This is a genomic window from Nonomuraea sp. NPDC050786 (assembly GCF_040654115.1).
Classification (GTDB): domain Bacteria; phylum Actinomycetota; class Actinomycetes; order Streptosporangiales; family Streptosporangiaceae; genus Nonomuraea.
The window spans coordinates 97,262-121,011 of record NZ_JBFAHJ010000015.1; the positions used below are offsets into that span (position 1 = coordinate 97,262).

The window sequence follows — 23,750 nt, forward strand, 5'->3', positions numbered from 1 at the left end:
GATGAGACACCGCCAGATCCTCCGTACCGCCGCCCGCGTCACGCCCGCCACCTCGCCCGCGCCCGCCCCCGAAACCACCCGTGCCGCCGTGCCGCCGGCGGGCCGCGCCGGGCGGGAGCGGCCGGTCGCCGGAGCGGGCTACCGCCGCTCGTGGTTCTGGACGGCCTACGACGCGCTCGCCGAGCTGCTCGACCACCGGTTCGGCTGGGATCGGCTGCCCACCCCGCTCGGCCTGGCGGTCCTGGTGGGGATCCGCAACCGGCTGCGCAAGCGGAACCTGTACGACCCCGGCCGCCTGCCCGCCATCGGCCCGCCGCCGCCCGCCCCGGACCCGGCCGGCCACGACGTACGCCGGACCGCGAACGGCTCGTACAACGATGTGGATCGTCCGGCCATGGGCATGGCCGGGACCCGGTTCGGGCGGAACGTCCCGCTCGACCACGCGTACGCAGAGCCGCCCGAGCGCGTCATGACACCGAACCCGCGCCTGGTCAGCCGGCGGCTCATGACCCGCACCCGGTTCCAGCCCGCCCGCACGCTCAACGTCCTCGCCGCGGCCTGGCTGCAGTTCATGATCAGGGACTGGTTCAGCCACGGGAGCAGCCCGTCGGAGGACCCGTGGACCATCCCGCTGGAGCCGGGCGACGACTGGCCGGAACCGCTGCTGACGATCCCGCGAGTCCCTCCGGACCCGACGCGCCCGCCCGGCTACGACGGTCCCGCGACCTCGCTCAACACCCTCACCCACTGGTGGGACCTGTCGCTGGTCTACGGCACCAGTGACGAGGAGCAGCGCGCCATCCGCACCGGGAGCGCCGGCAAGATCCGGCCGCGGCCGTCCGGAGTCCGGGCGATGACCGGGCCGGGGTCCGACCCGGCCCGCGAACCGGGCTTCTGGCTCGGCCTGGTGATGCTGCAGGGGCTGTTCGAGCGCGAGCACAACGCCATCTGCGACCGGCTCCACGCCGACTTCCCCGCCTGGGGCGATGACGAGCTGTTCGAGCGCGCCAGGCTGATCAACGCCGCGCTGGTCGCCAAGATCCACACCGTGGAGTGGACACCCGCGATCATCAGCCATCCCACGGCGGTGGTGGGCCTGCGGGCCAACTGGTGGGGCCTGGCCTCGGAGCGGCTCCGCAAGGCGGTGGGCAGGATCAGCAGAAGTGAGGCGATCAGCGGCATCCCCGGCTCGCCCACCGACCACTTCGGGGTGCCGTACAGCCTCACGGAGGAGTTCACGGCCGTCTACCGGATGCATCCACTGATCCCCGACGACTACAGCCTGCGGTCCCTGCGCGACGACTCCGCCATCCAGCAGTACTCGCTGCGCGAGCTCTCCGGGCCGGCGGCGCTGACGATCGCCGTCCCCGCCGCCGACCTGCTGTACTCCTTCGGGACCGAGCACCCGGGCGCGATCGTCCTGCACAACTTCCCGCGCCTGCTGCAGGAGTTCGTCCGCCCCGACGGCCGCGTGATGGACCTGGCCGCGACCGACCTGATCCGCTGCCGCGAACTGGGCGTGCCGCGCTACAACGAGTTCCGCCGGCTGCTGCACCTGCCGCCGGCGTGCGGATTCGACTCGCTCACGGACGATCCGGCGCTCGCGGCGGAGCTGCGCGAGGTGTACGCGGACCGGCTGGAGGACGTCGACCTGATCACCGGCATGTTCGCCGAGCGGCGCCCGCAGGGGTTCGCCTTCAGCGACACGGCCTTCCGGGTGTTCGTCCTGATGGCCTCCAGGAGGCTCAACAGCGACCGGTTCTTCACCACCGACTACGCCGAGCGCGTCTACACCGGGGTCGGGCTGGACTGGATCGCGGAGAGCAGCCTGGCCTCCGTGATCCTGCGCCACCACCCGGAGCTCCGCCCGGCGCTGCACCGCGTGGCGAACGCCTTCGCCCCATGGCGCCGCGCCGCTGCCTGACCTCGACGGGCGGGGCGCCCTCAAGGCGCCCCGCCCCCCGGTCACGCGGCGCAGTCGTAGAGGCCGTCCTGGCCGTCCACGGCCTTGCAGTTCTCCTGTACGTACGTGCTCACCCCGGTGTTGCCCCGGTCCGGGCCGCCGCGGTCGCCGCCCGACATGACGTAGCGGAGCTGTCCGGAGGAGACGAGCTCCTTGAGGCGGTCCACGGTCATGGCGGGGTCGCTGCCGGTGAAGCCGCCCATGGCGAGCACGGGCTTGCCGGTGGACAGGATGACCGGCGACGCCTGCATGGCGCTGTTCACCGCGACCAGCCAGGTGGCCTTGCCCTGGTTCGCCAGGAGGTACGTGACCATGGAGTCGCTGATCCCGCCGCCCATGAAGCCCGCCCGGCCGCTCCGTTCCGTCCTTGTGCCCGCGTTCTGGCCGGGTGGCTGCCCCTGCCCGCCCGGGAACTGGCCGCCGGAGCCGCCGGGGAACTCGCCGCCAGGACCTCCGGGGAACCGGCCACCGGGGAACTGGCCGCCCATCCGGCCGAAGCCCATCCCTCCCGCGTTCGGCCCGGCGGTCGGGTTGGATCCGTTCACCTGCGACCGCAGCGGCGTGACGGCGAACGCGGCGGGACCGGCCAGCCCCGCCACCACCGCGGCGGCCAGCGCGACGGCCGCGATCCTGACCGTCACCTGGGCCCGTACCCTGGCCAGCGCGAGCACCGCCACGGCCACCAGGGTCGCCCCGAGCACGACCCAGGCCAGCCACGGCGCCCAGTCGGGCGTGCGGCGCAGCACCACGAACGACCAGACGCCCGTCACGGCCACGGCCAGCGGCAGCGCCCAGGCCCACGCCGCCGACCGCCGGTACGCCTGCCACATGACCACCCCGCCCATCCCGCACAGAGCGGCCACGGCAGGAGCCATCGCGGTCGTGTAGTACGGGTGGAAGGTGCCGCTGGAGAAGCTGAACACCACGTAGTGGACGGCCAGCCAGCCGCCCCACAGCAGCCAGGCGGCGCCGGACGGGCCGTCCGGGAGCCGTCGCACCCGCATGACCACGGCGAACGCCAGCGCCACCCCGCAGAACGGCAGCAGCCAGGAGATCTGCCCCGCCACGATGTCGTTGAAGAGCCGCCCGGCCCCGGCCGCACCGCCGAAACCGGCGCCCCCACCGCCGCCGCCCCGGCCCTGCCCTTCGCCGAAGACGCGGCCCAGGCCGTTGTAGCCGATCACCAGGTCCCACACGGAGTTGTCCGTCGAGCCGCCGACGTAGGGGCGCGAGCCGGCGGGCATGAGGTCGACGATCACCATCCACCAGGCGCTGGACACCGCCATGACGGCGCCGGCCGCGAGCAGGTGCCCCACGCGCTTGGCCCAGGAGAGGCGGGCGCACACCAGGTACGCCGGCGCGAACGCCGGCACCACGAGGTAGGCCTGCAGCATCTTCGTGTTGAAGGCCAGCCCCACGAAGAGCGCGCACACCAGCAGCGACCGCAGCCGCCCGGTACGCAGCGACTCCAGGCAGAACCAGGCCGCCAGCACCAGCAGCAGCACGAGGACCGTGTCGGGGTTGTTGTCCCGGTTGATCGCCACGGTGATCGGGGTGAGCGTCATGACCACGGCCGCGACGAGCGCGGCGGCGTGCGCGTACCGACCCCCGGCGAAGGAGCGGCGTACGGCGGAGAAGACCAGGCCGACGGCGGCCACCCCGGCCAGCGCCTGCGGGAGCAGCATGCTCCACGTGCTGTACCCGAAGATCCGCGCGGACAGGCCCATCACCCACAGCGCCAGCGGCGGCTTGTCCACGGTGATGAACGATCCGGCGTCCAGAGCGCCGAAGAAGAACGCCTTCCAGCTCTGGGTGCCGGACAGTACGGCGGCGGCGTAGTACTGGTTGGCGTCGCCGCTCAGCCCCCACGTGTAGAGGACGAACGCGACCGCGAGCACCCCCCAGAGCGCGGGCCGCGACCAGCGCGGGTCCGCCGCGGCGCCGAGGAGGACGCGGGCGGCCGGGCCGCGCTCCGCGGGGATCCGGTGCGCGGGACGTTCGGCGGTGGCGGTCATCGGGCGGTCCTCCTGGGGTTGAAGACCCAGACACGCAGCAGCAGGAAGCGGACGAGCGTGGCGGCGGCGTTCGCGACGATGACCGCGACCAGCTCGACGCCGTGGGAGACCCCGGCAGGCAGGAGCGACAGGGTCCCCGAGGTGAGGACCAGGCCGACGAGGAAGGCGATCAGGCCCTCGAACTGGTGGCGCAGCGCGCCTCCCGAGCCCTTGACGCCGAATGTGAAGCGGCGGTTCGCGGCGGTGTTGGCCACGGCCGTCACCAGCAGCGCGACCGCGTTGGCCGCCAGCGGCGGGACGATCTGCCGCAGCAGCGAGTAGAGCACGAGGTAGGCCGCCGTGCTCACCACGCCCACGATCGCGAACCTGGGCAGCTGCCTGGCCATCCCCTTCGGCAGCTCGGCCCGCTCGACCCGGGCGGGCACGGGGACGCGGGCCGCTCCCCACAGCGTCCTGCGCGCCACCCTGGCCAGGCCGCGCAGGTCGTCGAGCGCGGTCTGCACGATGTCGACCCGGCTGTCCGGATCGTCCACCCAGTCCACGGGCACCTCGTGGATGCGCAGCCCGTGCCGCTCGGCGAGCAGCAGCAGCTCGGTGTCGAAGAACCACTGCTCGTCCTCCACGCCGGGCAGCAGCGCCTGCGCGATCTCCGTACGCACGGCCTTGAACCCGCACTGCGCGTCGGAGAAGCCGGCGCCCATCACGGAGCGGAGCAGCAGGTTGTACGAGCGGGAGACGAACTCGCGCTTCGGCCCCCGCTCCACCCTCGACGCCCTGGCCAGGCGGGTGCCGATGGCGAGGTCGCTGTGGCCGGAGAGCAGGGGCGCGACCAGCGGCAGGAACGCGTCCAGGTCGGTGGACAGGTCCACGTCCATGTAGCTGACGACGTCCGCCTCGCTCCGCGACCAGACCGTGCGCAGCGCCCGGCCGCGGCCCTTCTCGTCGAGGTGCACGGCCCGTACGTGGGCGAGCTCCTTCGCGAGCTCGGTGGCGATCTGCCAGGTGCCGTCGGTGCTGGCGTTGTCGGCGATCGTGATGCGGAAGCCGTACGGGAAGTTCCCGGTGAGGTAGGTCTGCAGCCGGGTGATGCTCGCGCGGAGCGCCCGCTGCTCGTTGTAGACCGGGACGACCACCTCGACCAGGCGCGTCCTTACTGCTGTTGTCTCCATGCCCCCTAGCTCAAGGGGCGGTCATTTAATGGGACTTATCCGTTTCTGAGCTGCGCATGAGAGTTCCCGGCAGCTCCATGGTCGCGATGGCCCCGCCGCCTGGCGCGTTCGCGAGACGGACCTCTCCTCCCGCCTCCGCGACGGCCTGCGCCACGATCGCCAGCCCCAGCCCGGACCCTGGCAGGCCGCGGGCGGACGGCGAGCGCCAGAACCGCTCGAAGACGTGCGGCAGCTCCTCTTCGGGCAGCCCAGGGCCGTGGTCGCGCACGGTCAGCCGGCCGCCGCGCAGCCGCACCTCGACCTGGCCGCCGGGGCTGAACTTGGCGGCGTTGTCGATGAGGTTCAGCACGGCGCGTTCGAGCGAGGCGGCGCTGCCGACGACGTACCAGGGGCTGAGGTCCGTGACCACCTCGGCGCCGCGCAGCCGGGCCCGCTCGACGGCGGCCGTCACGACCTCGTGGAAGCCCAGCTCGACGTGCGGCTCGTGCTCGGTGTCGCCGCGCGCGAGCTGGAGGAGGTCGGCGACCAGCGTGGACAGCTCGGCGAACTGCGCCTTGACGTTGACCAGCAGGCGCTCCTTGGCCTTGGGTTCGAGGCTGCGGCCTGTCTGCTCGCTGCGGAGGAGGAGGTCGATGTTGGTGCGGAGGGTGGTCAGGGGTGTGCGCAGCTCGTGGCCGGCGTCGGCGACGAGCTGCTTCTGGCGGTCGCGGGAGCCGGCCAGGGCGGCGGTCATGGCGTTGAAGGAGGAGGACAGGCGGGCGATCTCGTCGTCGCCCTCGACGGGGATGCGGGTGCCGAGGTCCTCCGTCTGGGCGATGTGCTCGACCGCCCTGGTGAGGCGGCCCACGGGGCGCAGGGCCGTACGGGCGATGAGCAGGCCCGCGGTGCCCGCGCCGATCACGCCGAGGGCGGAGACCACGCCGAGCAGCAGCGCCACGTTGCGCAGCGTGTTCTGCAGGCGGCCGATCGGGCGGGCGTCCATGACGGCCATCCCCGGGCCGACCTGGGCGGTGACGATGCGCATGGGCGAGCCGTCCTCGGCCAGGCCGTTGTGCGGGTGCGGCCGGCCGCCCTCGGACGCGACCTGCAGGTCGTCCTCCGTGATCTTCAGCGCGGAGCCGTAGTAGCAGGTGGGGCGGCCGTCACTGTAGATGATCTGCGTCGCCTGCACCGGGCCCCAGGGACCGGGAGGCTCGGGTGTGGGCCGGCAGTGCTCGACGAGCCAGGGCAGGCTGCTGTCGCCGCGCGGCTTCAGCTCCCAGTCCACCTGGTCGTAGAGCTGCTTGCGCACGATCATGAAGCACGCGCCCGCGCTGACCGCGATGGCGAGCGCGACCGCCGCCGCGACCAGGAGCGTGAGGCGGGTGCGGAGGCTGCGCCAGATCACGGCGCGGCCCGCAGCACGTACCCCACCCCGCGCACCGTGTGGATCACGCGGGGCTCGCCCCCGGCCTCGGTCTTGCGCCGCAGGTACATCACGTAGACGTCGAGCGAGTTGGACGTCGGCTCGAAGTCGAAGCCCCACACCTCGCTGAGGATCTGGTCCCTGGTCAGCACCTGGCGCGGATGCGACAGGAACAGCTCCATCAGCAGGTACTCGGTCCTCGTCAGGTCGAGCCTGCGCTCGCCCCGCGTGACCTCCCTGGTGGCCAGGTCCATGCGCAGGTCGCCGTACGAGAGGGCGTCGCCGCCGTCGGGGGTGGGCGCTCTCAGCGCGCCCCGCCGCAGCAGCGCGCGGACGCGGGCCAGCAGCTCGTCCAGCTCGAACGGCTTGACCAGGTAGTCGTCGGCCCCCGCGTCGAGCCCCGACACCCGGTCCCCCACGGCGTCGCGGGCGGTGAGCATGAGGACCGGGATGTGGTTGCCGGACGCCCGCAGCCGGCGGCACGCGGTCAGACCGTCGAGCCTGGGCATCATGACGTCGAGCAGCACCGCGTCGTAGGGCTCCTGCGCCAGCGCCTCCAGTGCCGCCAGCCCGTCGTTGGCCGTGACGACCTTGTAGCCCTCGAACTCCAGGCTCGACTGCAACGCCTCGCGCAACGCGGGCTCGTCATCCACCACCAGCAACCGTGCGGGCTCGCTCATGGGACAAACGCTAGAGGCTCATCATGAGAACCTGATAAACGCACTCATCCGCGTTTCATGAGGATCACCAGGCGACGGGCAACGCTTTGAGCCCGAAGATCGGGCCGTCGCCCTTCATGGGCAGTTCCTCGTCGGGCACCGTGACCCGCAGGCCGGGGAGGCGCTCGAACAGCGTGCGCAGCGCGATCTCCATCTCGGCCCTGGCCAGGTTCTGGCCCAGGCACTGGTGCACACCGTAACCGAACGCGACGTGGTGGCGGGCCCCGCGCTCGACGTCGAACTCGTCCGGCCGCTCGAACGCCCGCTCGTCCCTGTTGGCGGAGGCGCCGAGCACGAAGATGCCCTCCCCCTTCCTGACGAGCTGCCCGCCGATCTCCTGGTCCTCGGTGGCCACCCGGTCGAACGCCACCCAGTCCACCACGGAGTGGTAGCGCAGCAGCTCGTCCACCGCCATGGGCCACTTGTCCGGGTCCGCGCGCAGCATGGCGAGCTGGTCCGGGTGGCGCATGAGGGTGAGGGCGGCGAGCGGGACCATGTTGGCGGTGGTCTCGTGGCCGGCGACGAGCAGCAGGAAGGTCACGCCCACGAGCTCGTCGTGGGTGAGCTGCCCGCTCTGGATCAGCCGCCCGAGCAGGTCGTCCCCGGGCTGCCGCTCGGCCTTGGTGACCAGGCCGTCGAGGAAGTCCCTGATCTCCATCATCGCGGCGCGGCTCACCTCCAGGTCGTCGAAGTTGGAGACCGCCTGCCGGGTGCGCGACTGGAAGAACTCTCGGTCCTCGTACGGGACGCCGAGCAGCTGGCAGATGACCAGCGACGGCAGCGCCAGCCCGAACGCCTCGACCAGCTCCGCCTCGTCGCCCTTGGCCAGCATGTCGTCGATGAGCTCGTCGGTGACGCGCTGGATGCCGGGCCGCAGCTCCCTGATGCGCCTGACGGTGAACTCGGGGATGAGCAGCCGCCGGAACCTGCCGTGCTCCGGCGGGTCGAGGTCGATGAACTGGCCGATCCCGAAGTCCCGCATCGCGGCCCGCTCCTCCTGCGTCGGCGGCTCCGGTCTGAGCGCCCAGGCGGGGTGGCCGGGGGTCTCCGGGTTGGTGCTGATGCCCGTGCCCGACAGGACCTGCTTGGCCTCGGCGAGCCTCGTGACCAGCCACACCTCGCCGCCGGGGAGTGCGGCCCGGACGAGCGGGGCCTCCTCGCGCATCCGCTCGTACTCGGGCGGGGGCGCGAAGGGGCAGGTGCGCTGGACGGGGAAGGTCTGAGCCATAGTCTTGCTCCCTACAAGCCGGATCGCATTGCTTACTTACGCGAAAGTAAGTGATCGCGGGCCCGGCCGTCAAGTGATGGGAGTGGCATGGCAGGGCGGCGGACGGACACCAAGGAGCGGATCCAGCAGGTGGCGCTGGAGCTGTTCGCCGAGCGGGGATACGAGCAGACCACGCTGCAGGAGGTGGCGGAGCGGCTGGAGATCACCAGGCCGGCGCTCTACTACCATTTCCGCACCAAGGAGGCGATCCTGGCGAGCGTCGTGGAGGGGCTGCTCTCATCGGTCGAGGAGCTGGTGGAGTGGGGCCGTGCGCAGCCCAGGACCCCCGAGGCCAGGCGGGAGATCCTGCAGCGGATCGGCGGGCTGCTCCAGGACCAGTGGCAGCCTCTGGTCAAGTTCGCGCAGGTGAATCAGGGCGTGATGCAGGAGGTGCCGACCGGCGAGCGGATGCGGGACGAGATGCTCAAGATGGTCTCGCTGCTGGAGGAGCCGGGCGCGAGTCCGGTACGGCGGTTCCAGGCGCGGCTGGCGGTTGTCGCGGTGATCATGGGGAGCGTGGCGTTCCCCATCGACATGGACGTGCCGGAGTCGGAGCGGTCGGCCGTGGCCATGGAGGTGGCCATGAAGCTGATCTCGGAGGAGTGACGCTCCGGCGGATCAGCGCTCGAGCACCGACATGGCCGCGTTGTGCCCGGCGATTCCACTCACGCCGCCACCCCGGCGGGCGCTCGCACCGCACATCAGGATGCGCTCATGCTCCGTCTCCACGCCCCATCTCTCGCCTTCTTCCGCGTACGGCCAGCTCAGGTCGGTGTGGAAAATGTGGCCGCCCGGAAGCCCGGCCTCCCTTTCGAGGTCCACAGGGGTTCTGACCTCGACGCACGGGGTGCCGTCGGGGGCTTTGAGCAGGCATTCCTCGATGGGCTCCGCCAGGACGGAGTTGATGGACGCGAAGGTGGCCGCCAGCGCCGCTTTCCTGGCTTCTTCTGGATTTTTCCGGAAAAGTCGGGCTGGCATGTGGAGGCCGAAGAGCGTCATCGTCTCGGCCCTGCCTCTGAGCTCGGGGCCGAGAATGGACGGGTCGGTCAGCGAATGGCAATAGACCTCGGCCGGGGGCAATTCCGGAATTTGCCCTCTTACTGCCTGTTGATATGCCGTGTCGAGCTGGTCGCGCCCCTCGTTGATGTGGAACGTACCGCTGAAGGCCGCCCGGGGATCCACGGACGCGTCCTTCAGCCTGGGCAGCCTCGTCAGCACCATGTTGACCTTGAGCTGCGCGCCCTCGGGCACCGTCACGGGACGCCGCAGCACTCGGTCGAGTACGGCGGGCGGCAGGTTGACCAGCACGTGCCCGCCGTTCACCGTGTGCTCGCCGTCTCCCGCCGCGAACGTGACCTCGCCGGACGGCGAGATCCCGACGATCTCGGCCCCGGTCCTGATCTCGGCGCCCGCCTGCCTGGCCGCCGCCTCGAGCGCCCCCGAGACGGCGCCCATGCCGCCGACGGGGACGTTCCACTCGCCGGTGCCGTCGCCCATCACGTGGTAGAGGAAGCACCGGTTCGCCAGCAGGTCGGTGGCGGGGTCGGCGAACGTGCCGATCAGCGCGTCGGTGAGCACGACGCCGCGCACGGTGTCGTCGCCGAACCGCTCGGCCACGGTCCGGCCGATCGGCCGCCGGAACAGGTCACGCCACGCCTCGGGCCCGACGAGCCGCTCGACCTCGGAGGCGGTGGGGAGGGGTTCGAGCAGCGTGGGGGCGAGGGCCTGCGCCACGCGGGCGGTCAGGTCATAGAAGTCCTGCCACGCCTTGTGGTCGGCCTCGCCGCCGGTGACGCGCGCGAACGAGGCCGCCGTCGCCCGCGCGTCCTCGTTGTCGACGAGCAGCCCGGTGTCGCCTTTGGGGGTGTACGAGGCGTAGCGGCGGCGGCGCAGCTCCAGATCGAGCCCGAGATCACGGACGATCCTGGAGGGGAGGAGGCTGACCAGGTAGGAGTAGCGCGACAGCCGTACGTCGACGCCCGGGAAGGCCCGCGCGGAGATCGCCAGGCCGCCCACGTGGTCCTGACGCTCCAGCACCAGCACGCTGCGCCCGGCCCGAGCCAGATAGGCGGCCGCCACCAGCCCGTTGTGCCCGCCTCCGGCCACGACCACGTCATACGAACCCATTCCCGCACCCTACGACCGACCCCGCACCACCCGTCAACGCCCACATTTGGACATTTCACCCGGCGCCAGGATGCCGGTCATCTCCTCCCCTCCATCGCCCGCACCACAGCTCCGGAGCCCCCGGCCGTCGGGGGCCAATCGCCTCGCCCCCAGGCGCAGGCGGGTCGCTGGCGTGGGTGACGCCGATCGTGTGATCCTCAAGTGGACGACCGTCCGACCAGCGCCGCGACGTGCCGCGCTCGGAACAAATCGCGTAAAATTCGCCGTTCGCCCTAACCGGCCAGGACCTCTCAAGGAGCACAAAACACACATGCGCAGCACTCCCGACTCCATTCTCCAGCCGTCCGACGAGGTCGCCGAGGCCCTGGCGAATGGCGCGCCCGTCGTGGCCCTGGAGTCCACGATCATTTCCCACGGGCTGCCCCAGCCGCGCAACCTCGAGGTGGCGCGCGAGCTGGAGGGCGTCGTACGGGCCGCGGGCGCCGTGCCGGCCACGATCGCCGTGCTGGACGGCGTGCCCCGCATCGGCCTGAACGAGGTGGAGCTGGAGCGCATCGCCGGTGAGCCCGGCCTGCGCAAGCTGGGACAGCGGGACCTGCCCGTGGCCGCGGCGCTCAAGGCCAGCGGCGCGACGACCGTCTCCGCCACGTCGTTCCTGGCGGCCCGCGCCGGCATCCGGATCTTCGCCACCGGCGGGCTCGGCGGCGTGCACCGCGGATGGACCGAGGACCAGGACGAGTCGGCCGACCTCGACACGCTCGCGCGTACCCGCATCACGGTGGTCTGCGCCGGCGTCAAGTCGATCCTCGACGTGCCCGCGACGCTCCAGCGCCTCGAGACGCGCGGCGTGACCGTGGCGGGATACCGTACGGACACCTTCCCCGGCTTCTACCTGCACACCTCCGGCCTGCCGATCGACTGGCGGATCGAGTCGCCCGACGAGGCGGCGGCGATCATGCGCGGTCAGGACGCGCTCGGCGGCCAGGAGACGGCGCTGATCGTCGCCAACCCGGTCCCCGAGGAGCAGCAGCTCGACCCGGAGCTCCATGACCGCGTGCTGGCCGAGGCGCTGGCCGCCGCGGAGCGCGAGGGCGTCAAGGGGCAGGCGATCACGCCGTTCCTGCTCTCGTACCTGGTCGAGGGCACGGCCGGCGCCTCCCTGGAGGCCAACCTGGCCGCCGTGCGCGGCAACACCGCCCTGGCCGCCCAGATCGCCCTGTCCTGGGCACGATCGTGACGGGCGGCGCCCTCCTGGTCGTCGGTGACGTGGTCACCGACGTGGTGGCGTTGCACGGTTCGCCGGTCACGTCGGGCACCGACACGGCCGCCGACATCGTCCTGCGCCCCGGCGGCTCCGGCGCGAACACCGCCGCCTGGGCCGCCCGCCTGGGCGCCGACGTGCGCCTGCTGGCCAGGCTCGGCTACGACAGCAGCGAGTGGCACACCGCCGAACTGGCCAGGACGGGCGTGCGCACGCACGTCACCGTCGATCCCGACCGCCCGACCGCGGTCGTGATCGCGATGGTGGACCGGACCGGCGAGCGTACGATGCTCACCAACCGCGGCGCCGGCGGCCTCATCTCCGAGGCCGACTGGGACCCCGCCCTGCTCGACGGTGTGACGCGGCTCCACCTGTCCGGCTACGTGATGTTCGCCGACGCCGGGCTACGACTGGCCAGGCGGGCGATGGCCGAGGCGGCGGCCGCCGGGATCGCGATCAGCATCGACCCGGCCTCCACCGGCCCGCTGCGCGACTTCGGCGTCGAGCGTTTCCTCCGCGAGTCCGCCCCCGCCGGGCTGATCCTGCCGAACCTCGACGAGGCCCTCCTGCTGACCGGCGCCGCCACCGCGGAGCGCGCCGCCGTACTTTTGAGTGAGACTTACGGCACAGCGGTCGTGAAGCTCGGAGCGCAGGGCGCGCTGGCCGCCGTGGACGGCGAGATCGTCGCGACGGCCGCGGGGGTGTCCGCCGAGGTCGTGGACTCGACCGGGGCGGGTGACGCGTTCGCCGCCGGGTTCCTCACAGGCACTTTGCAGGGTGTCAGCGAAGAGGCGGCTTTGGAGGCAGGTTGCCGTGCTGGTGCCGAATGTGTGGCCCAGGTGGGCGGTCGGCCACGGTACGGTTTGGATCTGAACCGTCTTTACCCTATTCACACTGATTGATAGCTTGCCGCGTAAGCTGCACCATTAGCCACACGCGTTACGGCCAGCACCACGCGGCCCACTGGGGAGGATAAGGTCCGCCGATGGAAGTCGAGTCATCGATCTGCCTGAGCGACCTGGTCCCTGCGCTGCGCTGGAGCCGCCCACAGCAGGTGGCCGAGGCGCTGGGCGATCCGCGTCTTCCGGCGGGGTGGTGGTCCTCGCTCGCGCTCTCGAGGGCGCTCGGCACGGCGGGGCTCGACTGGATCTGCGAACGTCTGGCGCGGCTGGCCTCCTCTCGCTGGGACCATCTGCCGCTGTCCGATCTGCTGCCGGCGCTGACCGTTCATCACGTCGATCCGGCGCTGCCGGGCTGGCCCGAGTCCACCCGTACGGCGATCACGGGGCTCGGCGGCTGGCAGCGGCTGCGCCGCCTGTCCCCCAGCGACCTGGGCACGCCCTCGGCGACGCCGGAGGCGGTGATCGGCTCGGTCTTCCGCGAGATCCTCGGCCGCATCCCGGCCCAGCGGCAGGCCCCGGCCGCGGCCGAACATCCTGAGGTCACCCGGCCGCTCATCGTCTCGCCCAGGAGCACGGGCTCCTTCCCGGTCCAGCCGGACGGGGGGCCGCAGACCGGCTCCTTCGCCGCCCTGAGCGGCTCCACGGCCGAGGAGGCCGGGCAGCGGCAGGGCACCACCGGGCCGTCCGCGAACCAGGGCCAGGCCGCCTCCCTGTCCCCGGACGGCGCCCCGCAGCGCCAGACGGGCTCGTTCCCGGCCCTGCCACTCTCGGGGCCGGCCTCGAGCGTCCAGACCGGATCCTTCACCTCCCAGCCCGCGGACCCTTCCCAACAGCGCCAGCCCGGCGTCTCCCCTGCGCAGCGGCCGGCGGATCGCCAGACCGGCTCCTTCCCAGCGCCGCAGGGCGACCCCCTTCCCGGGCAACAGCCGCCCGCTGACCGCCAGAGCGGCCCTTTCCCTGCACAGCAGCCGCCCTCTGACCGCCAGAGCGGACCTTTCCCGGCGCAGCAGCCCGCGGACAGCGGGCCGCAGCGGCAGACGGGGGCGTTCCCCGCGCAGAACGGCTCCTTCCCGGCGGAACCCCAGGGCGGCGGCCCGCGCCAGGGCTTGGCGGGCGAGGGCCTGCCGCAGCGCCCGGCCCCCGGCCAGCCCGAACGCCTCCCGCAACGCCCGACAGGCCCGCAGCCCGGACGCCCGGACGCCGGCCCGATGTCCGGCGGACCCTCGACCGGGTCGATGCCCGCCGTCCCCGGCGGACCCTCCACCGGCTCGACGCCCGCAGTCCCAGGCAGCGGCCCTGGCACCGGCTCGATGCCTGCCGTCCCAGGCGGCGGCCCTGGCACCGGCTCGATGCCTGCCGTCCCAGGCGGCGGCCCCTCCACCGGCTCCATGCCCGCCATCCCCGGCGGACCCTCCACCGGCTCGACGCCCGCAGTCCCAGGCAGCGGCCCTGGCACCGGCTCGATGCCTGCCGTCCCAGGCGGCGGACCCTCCACCGGCTCGATGCCCGCCGTTCCCGGCACGGGAGAGAACTCCAAGGCCGGCGGCCCTTCGCGTTATCCGGCGCCCGCACCCGGCGCGTCTTCCGGCGGTTCTGTGCCCTCCGACACCGACCACGCGATGGTCCGGGTCGTGGACAGCCTGTTCCGCAGCCTGGACAAGCTGGAGCTGGCCGTGGCCGTGCACCGGCTGTTCGCAGAGGATCCGGTGAGCCTGCGCACGCTGGCCCACAAGATGCTGGTGGAGCGGGACGCACTCTCCCAGGCGCAGCGCACCGCAGAGGAGCGCGTGCTGAACTGGCTGCGCTCCTCGGAGTCCGCGCCGGTCACGGGGCACATGTTCCGCCTGACCGAGTGGCTCGGCGCGGCCGCCACCGAGGACCAGCTCATCGGCGCCGACCCGGCCCACCCCGTGATGGTGCCCTCGCTGCGTACCCCGCTCTGGCGCGTGCTGGTGACGCTCATGCCCGACCGCCGCCTCCAGGACGGCTGGTTGGTCGTGGGCGACATGTACGGCCTGCAGGCACGTACGAGGCAGCTGCTGGCCGCCAGCCCGCCCGACGCGGACGTCGTGGAGCTGATGGCCGAGCTGGGCATCCGCGCCCACTCCGCCAAGGCCTGGCTCGACGCCCTGCCCCCGGAGACCGGCCCCGACACCGCCGCCTCGGCCCCGACACCCGCCCAGCCCCTCCCCCGCCGCACGCCCGGGGCCAACGGCCACCACCACCGGGGCGGCCAGCCCATCCCGGCGGCGTCGGCCAACTCGATCGACCCCTCTGCCGCGCTGGCCACGCTGTCGGCGCTGTCCGGCGGCCGCTCGCCGATGCTCCCGGGCGCCCTGGCGGGCACCCCTTCCACGCCGCCTCCGCCGCTGCCCAGCCCGTCCTCGGACCCACGCCGCTGGCAGCGCATCGAGGTGACCCCGGAACACCTCCGGGGCGGCCCCGTGCCGGTGCCGGAGGGGTACGCGGCCCAGCTCGGCATGCGCCCCGGCACGCTGCTGTCGGTGACGGGCCCCGGCGACAACGCCATCGTCCTGGTCTGGCAGGGCCACCAGCCGGTCTTCGACTCCCTCCAGCCGGTGCTGATGCGCTTGAACGCCCGGCCTGGAGACCAGGTGTACGTCACGGTGGACGGCTACCGCCTGGAGGCCCAGCTCACCGGCTGACCACCCCGGACCCTCAACACCCCTCCGCCGCACCCTCCCGACGGCCCCTCCGCCGTGATCGGACGGGCCGCACCGCTCCGCCACGCCCACGCACCCAGGACGCGCATGACCGGCCCGTCGCCGTAGCCGCACCGTCCCATGGAAGGGGAGGCGGCGGTCCGGCCCCCACAGCCGCACAGGCCGCCCCGTCGCGCCCCATGCGCCGCCCCCTGGTGACGCACCACGCCACCGCTACGACGCGCGCCGGAACGGGCGCTCAGCAGCCCGGCCCGAAGCGGCGGGGCACGGACTTGTCCCGGCGTGCAGGCCGGCATCGGGACGCCCCCGGCTGCCGGAGAGCGGCGGCGCCGCGTGGCTGGTGACGACGTACGCGGAGCAGCGGGCTGTCACCCGGCAGCCGGGGACCGCCGCACCGTGTCGTCACAGCGACGCGTCGAACAGGTGGAGGCGGTGGGCGGTGGCGGCGGCCTCGCCCCGGGTGGCGACGCCCAGCTTGGCCAGGATGTTGGAGACGTGCACGCTCACCGTCTTCACCGAGATGAACAGCGCCTCGGCGATCTCCCGGTTGCTCCGCCCGTTCGTCACCTCCCGCAGCACCTCCAGCTCCCGGGCCGTCAGCCCCAGCGGGTGCCCGTCAGCCGCCTCCTCCGAACCTCCGATCCGGGCCCGCCGCGCGAAGACGTCGAGCTGCTCCAGAAGCGGCGCCGCGCCCAGCCGGCCGGCGAGCTCCCGCGCGCGTCCCAGCCGTGCCGCGGCCTCCTGCCGGTCCCCGGACGCCAGCGCCGCCGAAGCCGCGCCTACCAGGCTCTGAGCCTCCGTGTACGGCTGCCGCAGCGCCGCCCACGCGCCGACTGCCAGGTCCCATGCCTTCAACTGCCATGCGGCCGTGTCAGCGGCGTCTTCGCCCAGCGGCGGCTCGGGACCCATCAGCGCCGTGAACGTGAGGCGGTACGCCTGCTGAAGCTCGCCCTCCGTCTCGAGCTCCTGCCCCAACGTCCGGAGCAGGGCCAGGAGCGACGCACCGGACTCCGACGGCGGCACGGGTGACTCACCCGACCCCACGACGCCCGCCGCGCCCGAGTCCGGAAGCCCCGGCGCACCCGCCGCGCCCGAGCCCAGAAGCCCCGGCGCACCTGACGCACCCGAGCCCAGAACCCCCGACGCACCCGACGCGCCCCAGCGCACGGCCCGCAACGCGTCCGAGCCGGTCCGGGCAGGCGGTGCGGCGCGCTCGGACTGCGGCACCACGGAGGTGAGCAGGGAGGCGACGGTCACCAGCACGGGCCAGGAGTAGCGCGGACTCGCCAGCAGGTCGCGCTCCCTCATGCCCCGGGCGGCCGCCTCCACGGCCGCCTCCACCTGCCCGCGCGCCCACAGCAGCTGCACCTCCCTGCGCAGATGCGGCAGGACCGTCTGATCGCGGAAGGTGCCGCGCGACAGCACGCTCCGCGACGAATCCAGCAGCCTCTCCGCCCGGTCGAGCTCCCCACGGGCGAGCGCGATGTCGGTGGCGAACCCCTGCAGGCTGGCCCGGTAGGGGGCGGGCGGCGCGAGGTCGAGCGCGTGCTCGATCACCTCCAGCGCCTCCTCCCATCTCCCGAGGGACACCAGCGGCTCGGCCAGGTTGATCGACAGGAACGTGCCGGACGTGCGCGCCAGGCCGTAGCGCCCCGCCTCCTCGACCCCGTCGCGGGCGACCTGCGCGGCCCGCTCGTGCCACCCCGCTCCCTCCAGCGCGTCGGACTCGGAGATCGCGCAGCGCATCAACGCGTTGTACGCCTCGTCGCGGTGAGCGATCCTGCGTGCCTCCGTGAACGCCTCCAGCTGGGCCTCGATCTCGGAGTAGCCGAAACGCGCCCAGGTGAGATTGATCAGCGAGTGGGCCTCCACGTTGGCGTCGCGCACCTCGTGGCCGATCTCCATCGCGAGCCGCGCCGTGGCCAGCTTCTCCGACCAGACCTCGGGCCCGTGGAGCATGCGGGACAGGCTCTCCAGGACCTGGCCGCGCAGTTTGTTGGGCTGGTCGGAGGGGACGAGCGCCGCCGCGTCGCGCAGGTCGTCGACGTAGCCGGGGCGGCCCAGGTCGTAGCGGGTCAGGCCGCGCTGACGCAGCAGCTTGGCCGACCTGATCGGGTCGGCGTCGCGGTCGACCTCGGCGAGGGCGGCGCTGGCCAGGGCGATGGAGCGCTCGTACTCCCCGGCGAGGTGAGCGACCGTGGCCGTCTGCGCGAGCACGTCGAGCCGGTCGCGCCCGATGCGCTCGGCGGCGTCGGGCACCTGGTCCCACAGCTCGAGGACCCTGGAGAGCATGCCGAGCTGCTCGTCGTACGCGGTGGACTTGCGGGCGGCGGCGGCCGCGTGCCAGGCGCTGACCAGCGCCCAGGTGGAGTCGTGGGCGGAGTGCCAGTGGTGGGCCAGCTCGATCGCGCCGCGCGGCGCGGGCAGGATCGACAGGTCGCGCTCCAGCGCCTCGGCGAAGCGGGTGTGCAGGCGGGTGTGCTCGCCGGGCAGCAGGTCGTCGTGGAGGGCCTCGCGGATGAGCGCGTGCCGGAAGCAGTAGCCCTCGCCGTCGACGGCCAGCACGTTGCCCGCCACCGCGGGCCGCAGCGCGCGGGAGAGCGCGCTCTCGTCAAGCCCGGCGACGGCGGAGAGCAGGTCGTGCTCGATGCGCTGCCCGCCGGCGCTGGCCACGCGCAGCAGCTCCTGCGTCTCGTCGGGCAGCCGCTCGACGCCGGCCAGCAGCAGGTCGCGCAGCGACTCCGGCAGCGCGTCACCGCCGCTACCCTCGCTGAGCAGCGCCTCCACGAACAGCGGGTTTCCCTCGCTGCGCGCGTATATCTGATCCATGACGGCGGGGGACGGCTCCCGCTCCAGGATGCTGGCCGCCTGCGCGACGGCCTCCCTGCGGGTCAGCCTGCGCAGCTCGACCCTCCGCACCCACTCGACCCGGCCCAGCTCGGCGAGGAGCGGCCGCAGCGGGTGGGTGCGGTGCAGCTCGTCGGTGCGGTATGTCACCACGATCAGCAGGCCCGCCGCGCTGGGCTGGTAGCGGACCAGGAACGACAGCAGGTCGCGGGTGGAGCGGTCGGCCCAGTGCGCGTCCTCGACGATCAGCAGCGCGGGGCGCTCCTCGGCCAGCCGCTCCAGCAGCCCGAGCACCTGCTCGAACAGCCGCGCCCGCGCCTCGGGCCCGTCCTTGTCGGGCTCCCCGAACTCGGGCAGCAGCCGCGCCAGCCCCCGCGTGGTGCCACCGGGAACGAGCGCCGCGACGCCGTCGCGCCCCAGCTCGCGGACGAGCCCGCGCAGCACGGCGGTGAACGGCGCGAACGGCAGGCCCTCCGTGCCCAGCTCCAGACAGCCGCCGACGAGCACCAGAACGTCGTCGGCCCGGTCGGTGAACTCCCTGATCAGCCGCGTCTTGCCGACCCCCGCCTCGCCGCCGACGAGCACGGTGGAGGACGCGCCGGCGCGCGCCCTGGCCAGCGCATCACCCAGAACGGCGAGCTCCCGGGCTCGCCCGACGAACCGAGGGCTGATGGCGTGGATACTCACGCCCTAAGGATGCCATCCGGAGACGACAGAATCCCCCGCCGGTCACCCGGTCACGCGGCACCTCACCGGCGAGTGGGGTGGGGTGGCGTGGCGGCTAGCGGAGGACCTTGCGGAAGAACGTGGCGGAGGCCTCGTAACCCAGCGCGTGGTAGAACTCCGGGGCCCGTCGCGTGGCCATCGCCACGTATCCGGCCTCCCGCGACCGCGCCCAGTGCTCGAACTCCTCCAGGAGAGCCCGCCCGATCCCCTGCCGCCGCGACCCCGACCCGACCATGGCCTCCTCGACCCAGGCCACCGGCCCGTTCGCGAACAGCGTCAGGTGGACGAAGCCCAGCAGGTAGCCGTGGACGCGCCCGCCGACGACGGCTGCGAGCAGCAGGGCGTCCTTGTTCGCCAGCAGCTCGGGCAGGGCGGCGTCGAAGGCCTCGCGCTCGGGCCTGAACGTCAGCCCGAACTCGCGGGCCAGCGCGAACACCTCGTCCGCGTCCGACTTCTCCGCCCTCCTGATGAGAAGATCTTCAGCCGTCATGGAAGATGACACTAGATCTTTCAACCTTCCTCACGCAAACTCCTGGAGGCGCGGCTCGCGCGGCAACGCGAATGACGCTCAGAGGTCGCCCAGGCCGAGCTGGCGGGCGATGAGCATGCGCTGCACCTCGCTCGTGCCCTCCCCGATCTCCAGCACCTTGGCGTCCCGGTAGAAGCGCGCCACGGGGAACTCGTTCATGAACCCGTACCCGCCGAACACCTGTGTGGCGTCCCGCGAGTTGTCCATCGCCGCGTTCGACGAGACCAGCTTGGCGATCGCGGCCTCCTTCTTGAACGGCGCCCCGGCCAGCATCTTCTCGGCCGCGTGGTAGTAGGCCAGGCGGGCGGTGTGCGCGCGGGCCTCCATGTCGGCGATCTTGAACTGGATGGCCTGGTAGTGGCCGATCGGGTGGCCGAAGGCCTTCCGGTCCCTGACGTACTTGAGGCATTCGTCCACGCAGCCCTGCGCCAGCCCGACGCTGAGCGCCGCGATGGCGATGCGCCCCTCGTCGAGGGTCTGCAGGAACTGCGCGTAGCCGCGGCCGCGCTCGCCCAGGAGGTTCGCGGCGGGGACGCGGCAGTCGGTGAACGAGAGCTCGCGGGTGTCGGAGGCGTTCCAGCCGACCTTGGAGTACTTCTTCGACACCTGGAACCCGGGCGTGCCGCTCGGCACGAGGATCGTGGAGATCTCCCGCTCGCCGGTGAGCGCGGCCACGCCGACGACGGCCGTGATGTCGGTGCCGGAATTCGTGATGAACGACTTCGTCCCGTTGATCACCCATTCGGCCCCGTCGAGCACGGCCGTGGTACGCATGCCGCCCGGCACGTCGGACCCGCCGCCCGGCTCGGTCAGCCCGAACGCGCCCAGCGCCGAGCCCGAGGTCAGCTTGGGGAGCCAGTGTCCACGCTGCTCGCCGGTGCCGAACCGGTAGATCGGCATCGCGCCCAGCGACACCGCGGCCTCGAGCGTGATCGCCACGCTGGAGTCGACGCGGGCCAGTTCCTCCAGCGCCACGCAGAGCGCGAAGTAGTCGCCGCCCATGCCGCCGTACTCCTCGGGGAAGGGCAGCCCGAACAGCCCCATGGCGCCCATCTGCCGCACGATGTCGTACGGGAACTCCTCGCGCTCGTAGTAATCGCCGATCACCGGCGCGACCACCTCGCGGGCGAACGACTCGACGGTCTTGCGCAGCTCTTCGTACTCGTCCTTGAGCATGATCAGCCTTTCGACAGCGCCTGCACGACGCGGGACGGGCTGGGCCGGCCGAGCAATCCGGCCAGCCAGATGCTGGTGGCCACGAGCTTGCCCAGGTCGAGCCCGGTCTCGATGCCGAGCCCCCGCAACATCCAGACCAGGTCCTCGGTGGCGAGGTTGCCGGTGGCGGACTCGGCGTAGGGGCAGCCCCCGATGCCGCCCGTGGAGGCGTCGACCGTGGTCACGCCCGCTCTCAACGCGGCCAGGGTGTTGCCGAGCGCCTGGCCGTAGGTGTCGTGGAAGTGCACGGCGAGCCGCTCAGGCCGGCGGAACGCCTCGATCAGCGCGGTCACGTGCCCCGGCGTGCCGACCCCGATCGTGTCGCCCAGCGACAGCTCGTAGCAGCCGAGCCCGAGCAGCCGCTCGCCGACCGAGACGACCTGCGCGATCGGCGTCGGCCCCTCCCACGGGTCGCCGAAGCACATCGACACGTACGCGCGCACCCGCACGCCGCTGTCCAGCGCCCTGGCCACGACCGGCTCGAACATGTCGAACTGGCTCTCCAGGCTCCGGTTCAGGTTCTTGGCGGCGAACGTCTCCGTGGCGCTGGCGAAGATCGCGATCTCGTCCACGCCGCGTTCGAGCGCCCGGTCGAGGCCGCGCTCGTTGGGGACCAGCACCGGGTAGCGCACGCCGGGCTTCCTGTGCAGCCGGCCGAGCAGCTCGTCGGCGTCGGCGAGCTGCGGCACCCACTTCGGGTGCACGAAGCTGGTCGCCTCGATCACCTTGTGGCCGGCGTCCGCGAGCCGGTCGATGAACTCGGCCTTCACCTCGACGGGCACGACCGCGGACTCGTTCTGCAGCCCGTCGCGCGGGCCGACCTCGTAGACCGTGACCTGCTGCGGCAGACCTTCCATGTGGTACGCCATCACCCCTCCGCCCTGCCCACGGCCTCACTCCGTGAGGCGGGTTCGGTCGCCCCCGATGCCGTCGCCTTCCCCCGCTCTGGTCGCTGCGCTCCCGCCGCTCCTCCAGGCGCCGGCGCTCCCTCACCGGTGACCACGGCGAGCACGGCGTCCATGTCGACCGGCTGGCCGGCTTGGACGGGCAGCTCGGAGAGCACGCCGTCGCGCGGGGCGGTGACCGTGTGCTCCATCTTCATGGCCTCCACGATGACCAGCGGCTGCCCCTCGCTCACCCGCTCGCCCGCCTGGGCCTTGACCACCAGGACCGTGCCGGGCATGGGGCTCCGGACCACGCCGTCGCCCATGGCCGCCGCGCCGGGCCGGTCGCCGGGGTCGCCGATGAGGTGCCGGGTGAGCGCCCACGCCTCGCCGTCCCTGCCGAGCCAGAGCGTGTCGCCGTGGCGTACGTGGAGGTAGCGGTCGGTACGGCCGCCGACCGTGACCGTCAGCTCCGCGCCGCTGCGCCGGAGACGGGCGGGGGCGGTCTCGTCGTTCATGCGGACCTCGGCCGCCTCCTCGGGCAGGCCGCGGACCTCGACCGCGTGCACGCCGTCCCTGGACTCCAGCCGCCACGTCGTCCAGGCCGGCTCGCCGATCCGCCACCCGTCCGTGACCTCCCACGGGTCGTCGCCCTGGGGCAGGGCGTGGAAGGCGAGCGCCGCCGCCGCGAGCACCTCGCCGGGCGCCTCCACGGACGGGAGCAGCTCTGGGAGCACCCGCTCGACCAGCCCGGTGTCCAGCTCGCCCGCTCTGACGGCCGGGTGTGCGGCGAGGGCCCGCAGGAACGGGACGTTGGTGACCACCCCGAGCACGGCCGTGCGGGCCAGGCCGCGGTCGAGCGTCCTGAGCGCCGACTCCCGGTCCGGCGCCCACGCGACGACCTTGGAGAGCATCGGGTCGAACTCGCTCCCCACGACCCCGCCTTCGACCAGGCCGGAGTCCACCCGCACGCCGTCACCGGGTTCGCGGAGCACGAGCACGCGGCCGCCGGTGGGCAGGAAGCCGCGTGCCGGGTCCTCGGCGTAGACGCGGGCCTCGACGGCGTGCCCGTCGAGGCGCACGTCCTCCTGCCCGAACGGCAGCCGCTCCCCCGCCGCCACCCGCAGCTGCAGCTCCACCAGGTCGAGCCCGGTCACGAGCTCGGTGACGGGGTGCTCGACCTGCAGCCGCGTGTTCATCTCCATGAAGTGGTGGGCCCCGGTGGTCCCGTCCACGATGAACTCGACCGTGCCCGCCCCCACGTACCCCACGGCACGCGCGGCCTCCACCGCCGCCGCGCCCATGCGGGCGCGCGTCTCGGGGCTCACGAAGGGCGAGGGCGCCTCCTCGATGATCTTCTGGTGCCTGCGCTGCAGACTGCACTCGCGCTCGCCCAGGTGGACGACGTTGCCGTGGCCGTCGGCCAGGACCTGGATCTCGATGTGGCGCGGGCTCTCGACGTACCGCTCGATCAGCAGCGTCCCGTCGCCGAACGCCGCCCGCGCCGTACGGCGGGCCGACTCCAGCGCCTCGGGCAGCTCGGCGGCCGACCGCACCAGCACCATGCCCTTGCCCCCACCGCCCGCGGAGGGCTTGATCAGCGCGGGGAAGTCGCGCCAGGACTCCAGCGAGTCGCCGGGCTCGGCCCCGCCGGGCACCACGGGCACGCCCGCCGCGGACACGGTGGCCTTCGCGCGGATCTTGTCGCCCATCGCCTCGATGGCCGCCGCGGGCGGGCCGACGAACACCAGCCCGGCCTCGGCGCACCGCCGCGCGAAGGCGGCGTTCTCGGAGAGGAAGCCGTACCCGGGATGTACGGCCTGAGCGCCCGCGGCATGAGCCGCCCCGATAATCGCCTCGATATCCAGATATTTCGGCACCTGGAGGGCGAGGTCGGCCTCCAGCACGTGACGCGCCCCGGCGTCCGACGGCGTGTGCACGGCCACCGACGTGATGCCGAGCCGGCGCAGCGTGCGGATGACGCGTACGGCGATCTCGCCCCTGTTGGCGATCAGAACACGGTCGAACAGCATCGCG

The 23,750-nt window shown here is 72.9% G+C and carries 16 protein-coding genes; 5 read left to right on the forward strand and 11 right to left on the reverse strand.

Annotated features, from left to right (window positions below):
- Position 1 precedes the first annotated feature (1 nt).
- The gene (locus AB0H84_RS26295) at positions 2–1,924 is read left to right on the forward strand and encodes a peroxidase family protein (protein WP_357609282.1); all 1,923 of its coding nucleotides are present in this window, start codon (positions 2–4) and stop codon (positions 1,922–1,924) included.
- A 41-nt stretch (positions 1,925–1,965) separates the two neighbouring features.
- Here AB0H84_RS26295 and AB0H84_RS26300 read toward each other — a convergent pair whose 3' ends face one another.
- The 5 genes from AB0H84_RS26300 to AB0H84_RS26320 form a co-directional block, all read right to left on the reverse strand.
- Positions 1,966–3,978 carry a glycosyltransferase family 39 protein gene (locus tag AB0H84_RS26300; protein WP_357609285.1) on the reverse strand — a complete coding sequence of 671 codons (2,013 nt, stop codon included), beginning with the start codon at positions 3,976–3,978 and terminating at the stop codon, positions 1,966–1,968.
- Positions 3,975–5,147, reverse strand: a complete 1,173-nt coding sequence (locus AB0H84_RS26305; protein ID WP_357609288.1) for a bifunctional glycosyltransferase family 2/GtrA family protein — start codon at positions 5,145–5,147, stop codon at positions 3,975–3,977. Before AB0H84_RS26305 ends, AB0H84_RS26300 begins: the two co-directional genes overlap by 4 nt.
- Positions 5,148–5,172: 25 nt before the next feature.
- Complete coding sequence (locus AB0H84_RS26310) at positions 5,173–6,534, reverse strand: HAMP domain-containing sensor histidine kinase (RefSeq protein ID WP_357609290.1); 1,362 nt, start codon at positions 6,532–6,534, stop codon at positions 5,173–5,175.
- Complete coding sequence (locus tag AB0H84_RS26315) at positions 6,531–7,232, reverse strand: response regulator transcription factor (RefSeq protein WP_357609292.1); 702 nt, start codon at positions 7,230–7,232, stop codon at positions 6,531–6,533. The genes AB0H84_RS26310 and AB0H84_RS26315 overlap by 4 nt, the downstream gene beginning before the upstream one ends.
- 64 nt (positions 7,233–7,296) lie before the next feature.
- Entirely contained in the window at positions 7,297–8,499 is a 1,203-nt protein-coding gene (locus AB0H84_RS26320) for a cytochrome P450 (protein WP_357609294.1), read from the reverse strand.
- An 87-nt stretch (positions 8,500–8,586) separates the two neighbouring features.
- Between AB0H84_RS26320 and AB0H84_RS26325 the strand changes: the two genes are divergently transcribed.
- Positions 8,587–9,144 carry a helix-turn-helix domain-containing protein gene (locus AB0H84_RS26325; protein ID WP_357609296.1) on the forward strand — a complete coding sequence of 186 codons (558 nt, stop codon included), beginning with the start codon at positions 8,587–8,589 and terminating at the stop codon, positions 9,142–9,144.
- A 12-nt stretch (positions 9,145–9,156) separates the two neighbouring features.
- Here AB0H84_RS26325 and AB0H84_RS26330 read toward each other — a convergent pair whose 3' ends face one another.
- Positions 9,157–10,665, reverse strand: coding sequence for an NAD(P)/FAD-dependent oxidoreductase (locus tag AB0H84_RS26330; RefSeq protein ID WP_357609298.1), 1,509 nt, complete (start codon positions 10,663–10,665; stop codon positions 9,157–9,159).
- A 310-nt stretch (positions 10,666–10,975) separates the two neighbouring features.
- Here AB0H84_RS26330 and AB0H84_RS26335 point away from each other — a divergent pair, with 310 nt between their 5' ends.
- The 3 genes from AB0H84_RS26335 (at position 10,976) to AB0H84_RS26345 (ending at position 15,494) form a co-directional block, all read left to right on the forward strand.
- Positions 10,976–11,902, forward strand: a complete 927-nt coding sequence (locus AB0H84_RS26335; protein WP_357609300.1) for a pseudouridine-5'-phosphate glycosidase — start codon at positions 10,976–10,978, stop codon at positions 11,900–11,902.
- On the forward strand, positions 11,899–12,828 hold the full coding sequence (locus tag AB0H84_RS26340) for a PfkB family carbohydrate kinase (protein WP_357609302.1): 930 nt from the start codon (positions 11,899–11,901) through the stop codon (positions 12,826–12,828). The genes AB0H84_RS26335 and AB0H84_RS26340 overlap by 4 nt, the downstream gene beginning before the upstream one ends.
- Before the next feature lie 83 nt (positions 12,829–12,911).
- Positions 12,912–15,494 carry a hypothetical protein gene (locus AB0H84_RS26345; protein ID WP_357609305.1) on the forward strand — a complete coding sequence of 861 codons (2,583 nt, stop codon included), beginning with the start codon at positions 12,912–12,914 and terminating at the stop codon, positions 15,492–15,494.
- Positions 15,495–15,914: 420 nt separating this feature from the next.
- On the opposite strand, the gene AB0H84_RS26350 is transcribed toward AB0H84_RS26345, so the two are convergent.
- From AB0H84_RS26350 to AB0H84_RS26370, 5 genes are all read right to left on the reverse strand, one after another.
- Positions 15,915–19,046 carry an AAA family ATPase gene (locus tag AB0H84_RS26350; protein WP_357609308.1) on the reverse strand — a complete coding sequence of 1,044 codons (3,132 nt, stop codon included), beginning with the start codon at positions 19,044–19,046 and terminating at the stop codon, positions 15,915–15,917.
- 94 nt (positions 19,047–19,140) lie between these two features.
- Positions 19,141–19,575, reverse strand: coding sequence for a GNAT family N-acetyltransferase (locus tag AB0H84_RS26355; protein WP_357609311.1), 435 nt, complete (start codon positions 19,573–19,575; stop codon positions 19,141–19,143).
- Positions 19,576–19,653: 78 nt separating this feature from the next.
- Positions 19,654–20,790: an acyl-CoA dehydrogenase family protein gene (locus AB0H84_RS26360; protein WP_357609313.1), complete on the reverse strand. Its 1,137-nt coding sequence runs from the start codon at positions 20,788–20,790 to the stop codon at positions 19,654–19,656.
- 2 nt (positions 20,791–20,792) lie between these two features.
- Positions 20,793–21,698, reverse strand: coding sequence for a hydroxymethylglutaryl-CoA lyase (locus AB0H84_RS26365; RefSeq protein ID WP_357609315.1), 906 nt, complete (start codon positions 21,696–21,698; stop codon positions 20,793–20,795).
- Entirely contained in the window at positions 21,698–23,746 is a 2,049-nt protein-coding gene (locus tag AB0H84_RS26370) for a biotin carboxylase N-terminal domain-containing protein (protein WP_357609317.1), read from the reverse strand. Before AB0H84_RS26370 ends, AB0H84_RS26365 begins: the two co-directional genes overlap by 1 nt.
- Positions 23,747–23,750 lie beyond the last annotated feature (4 nt).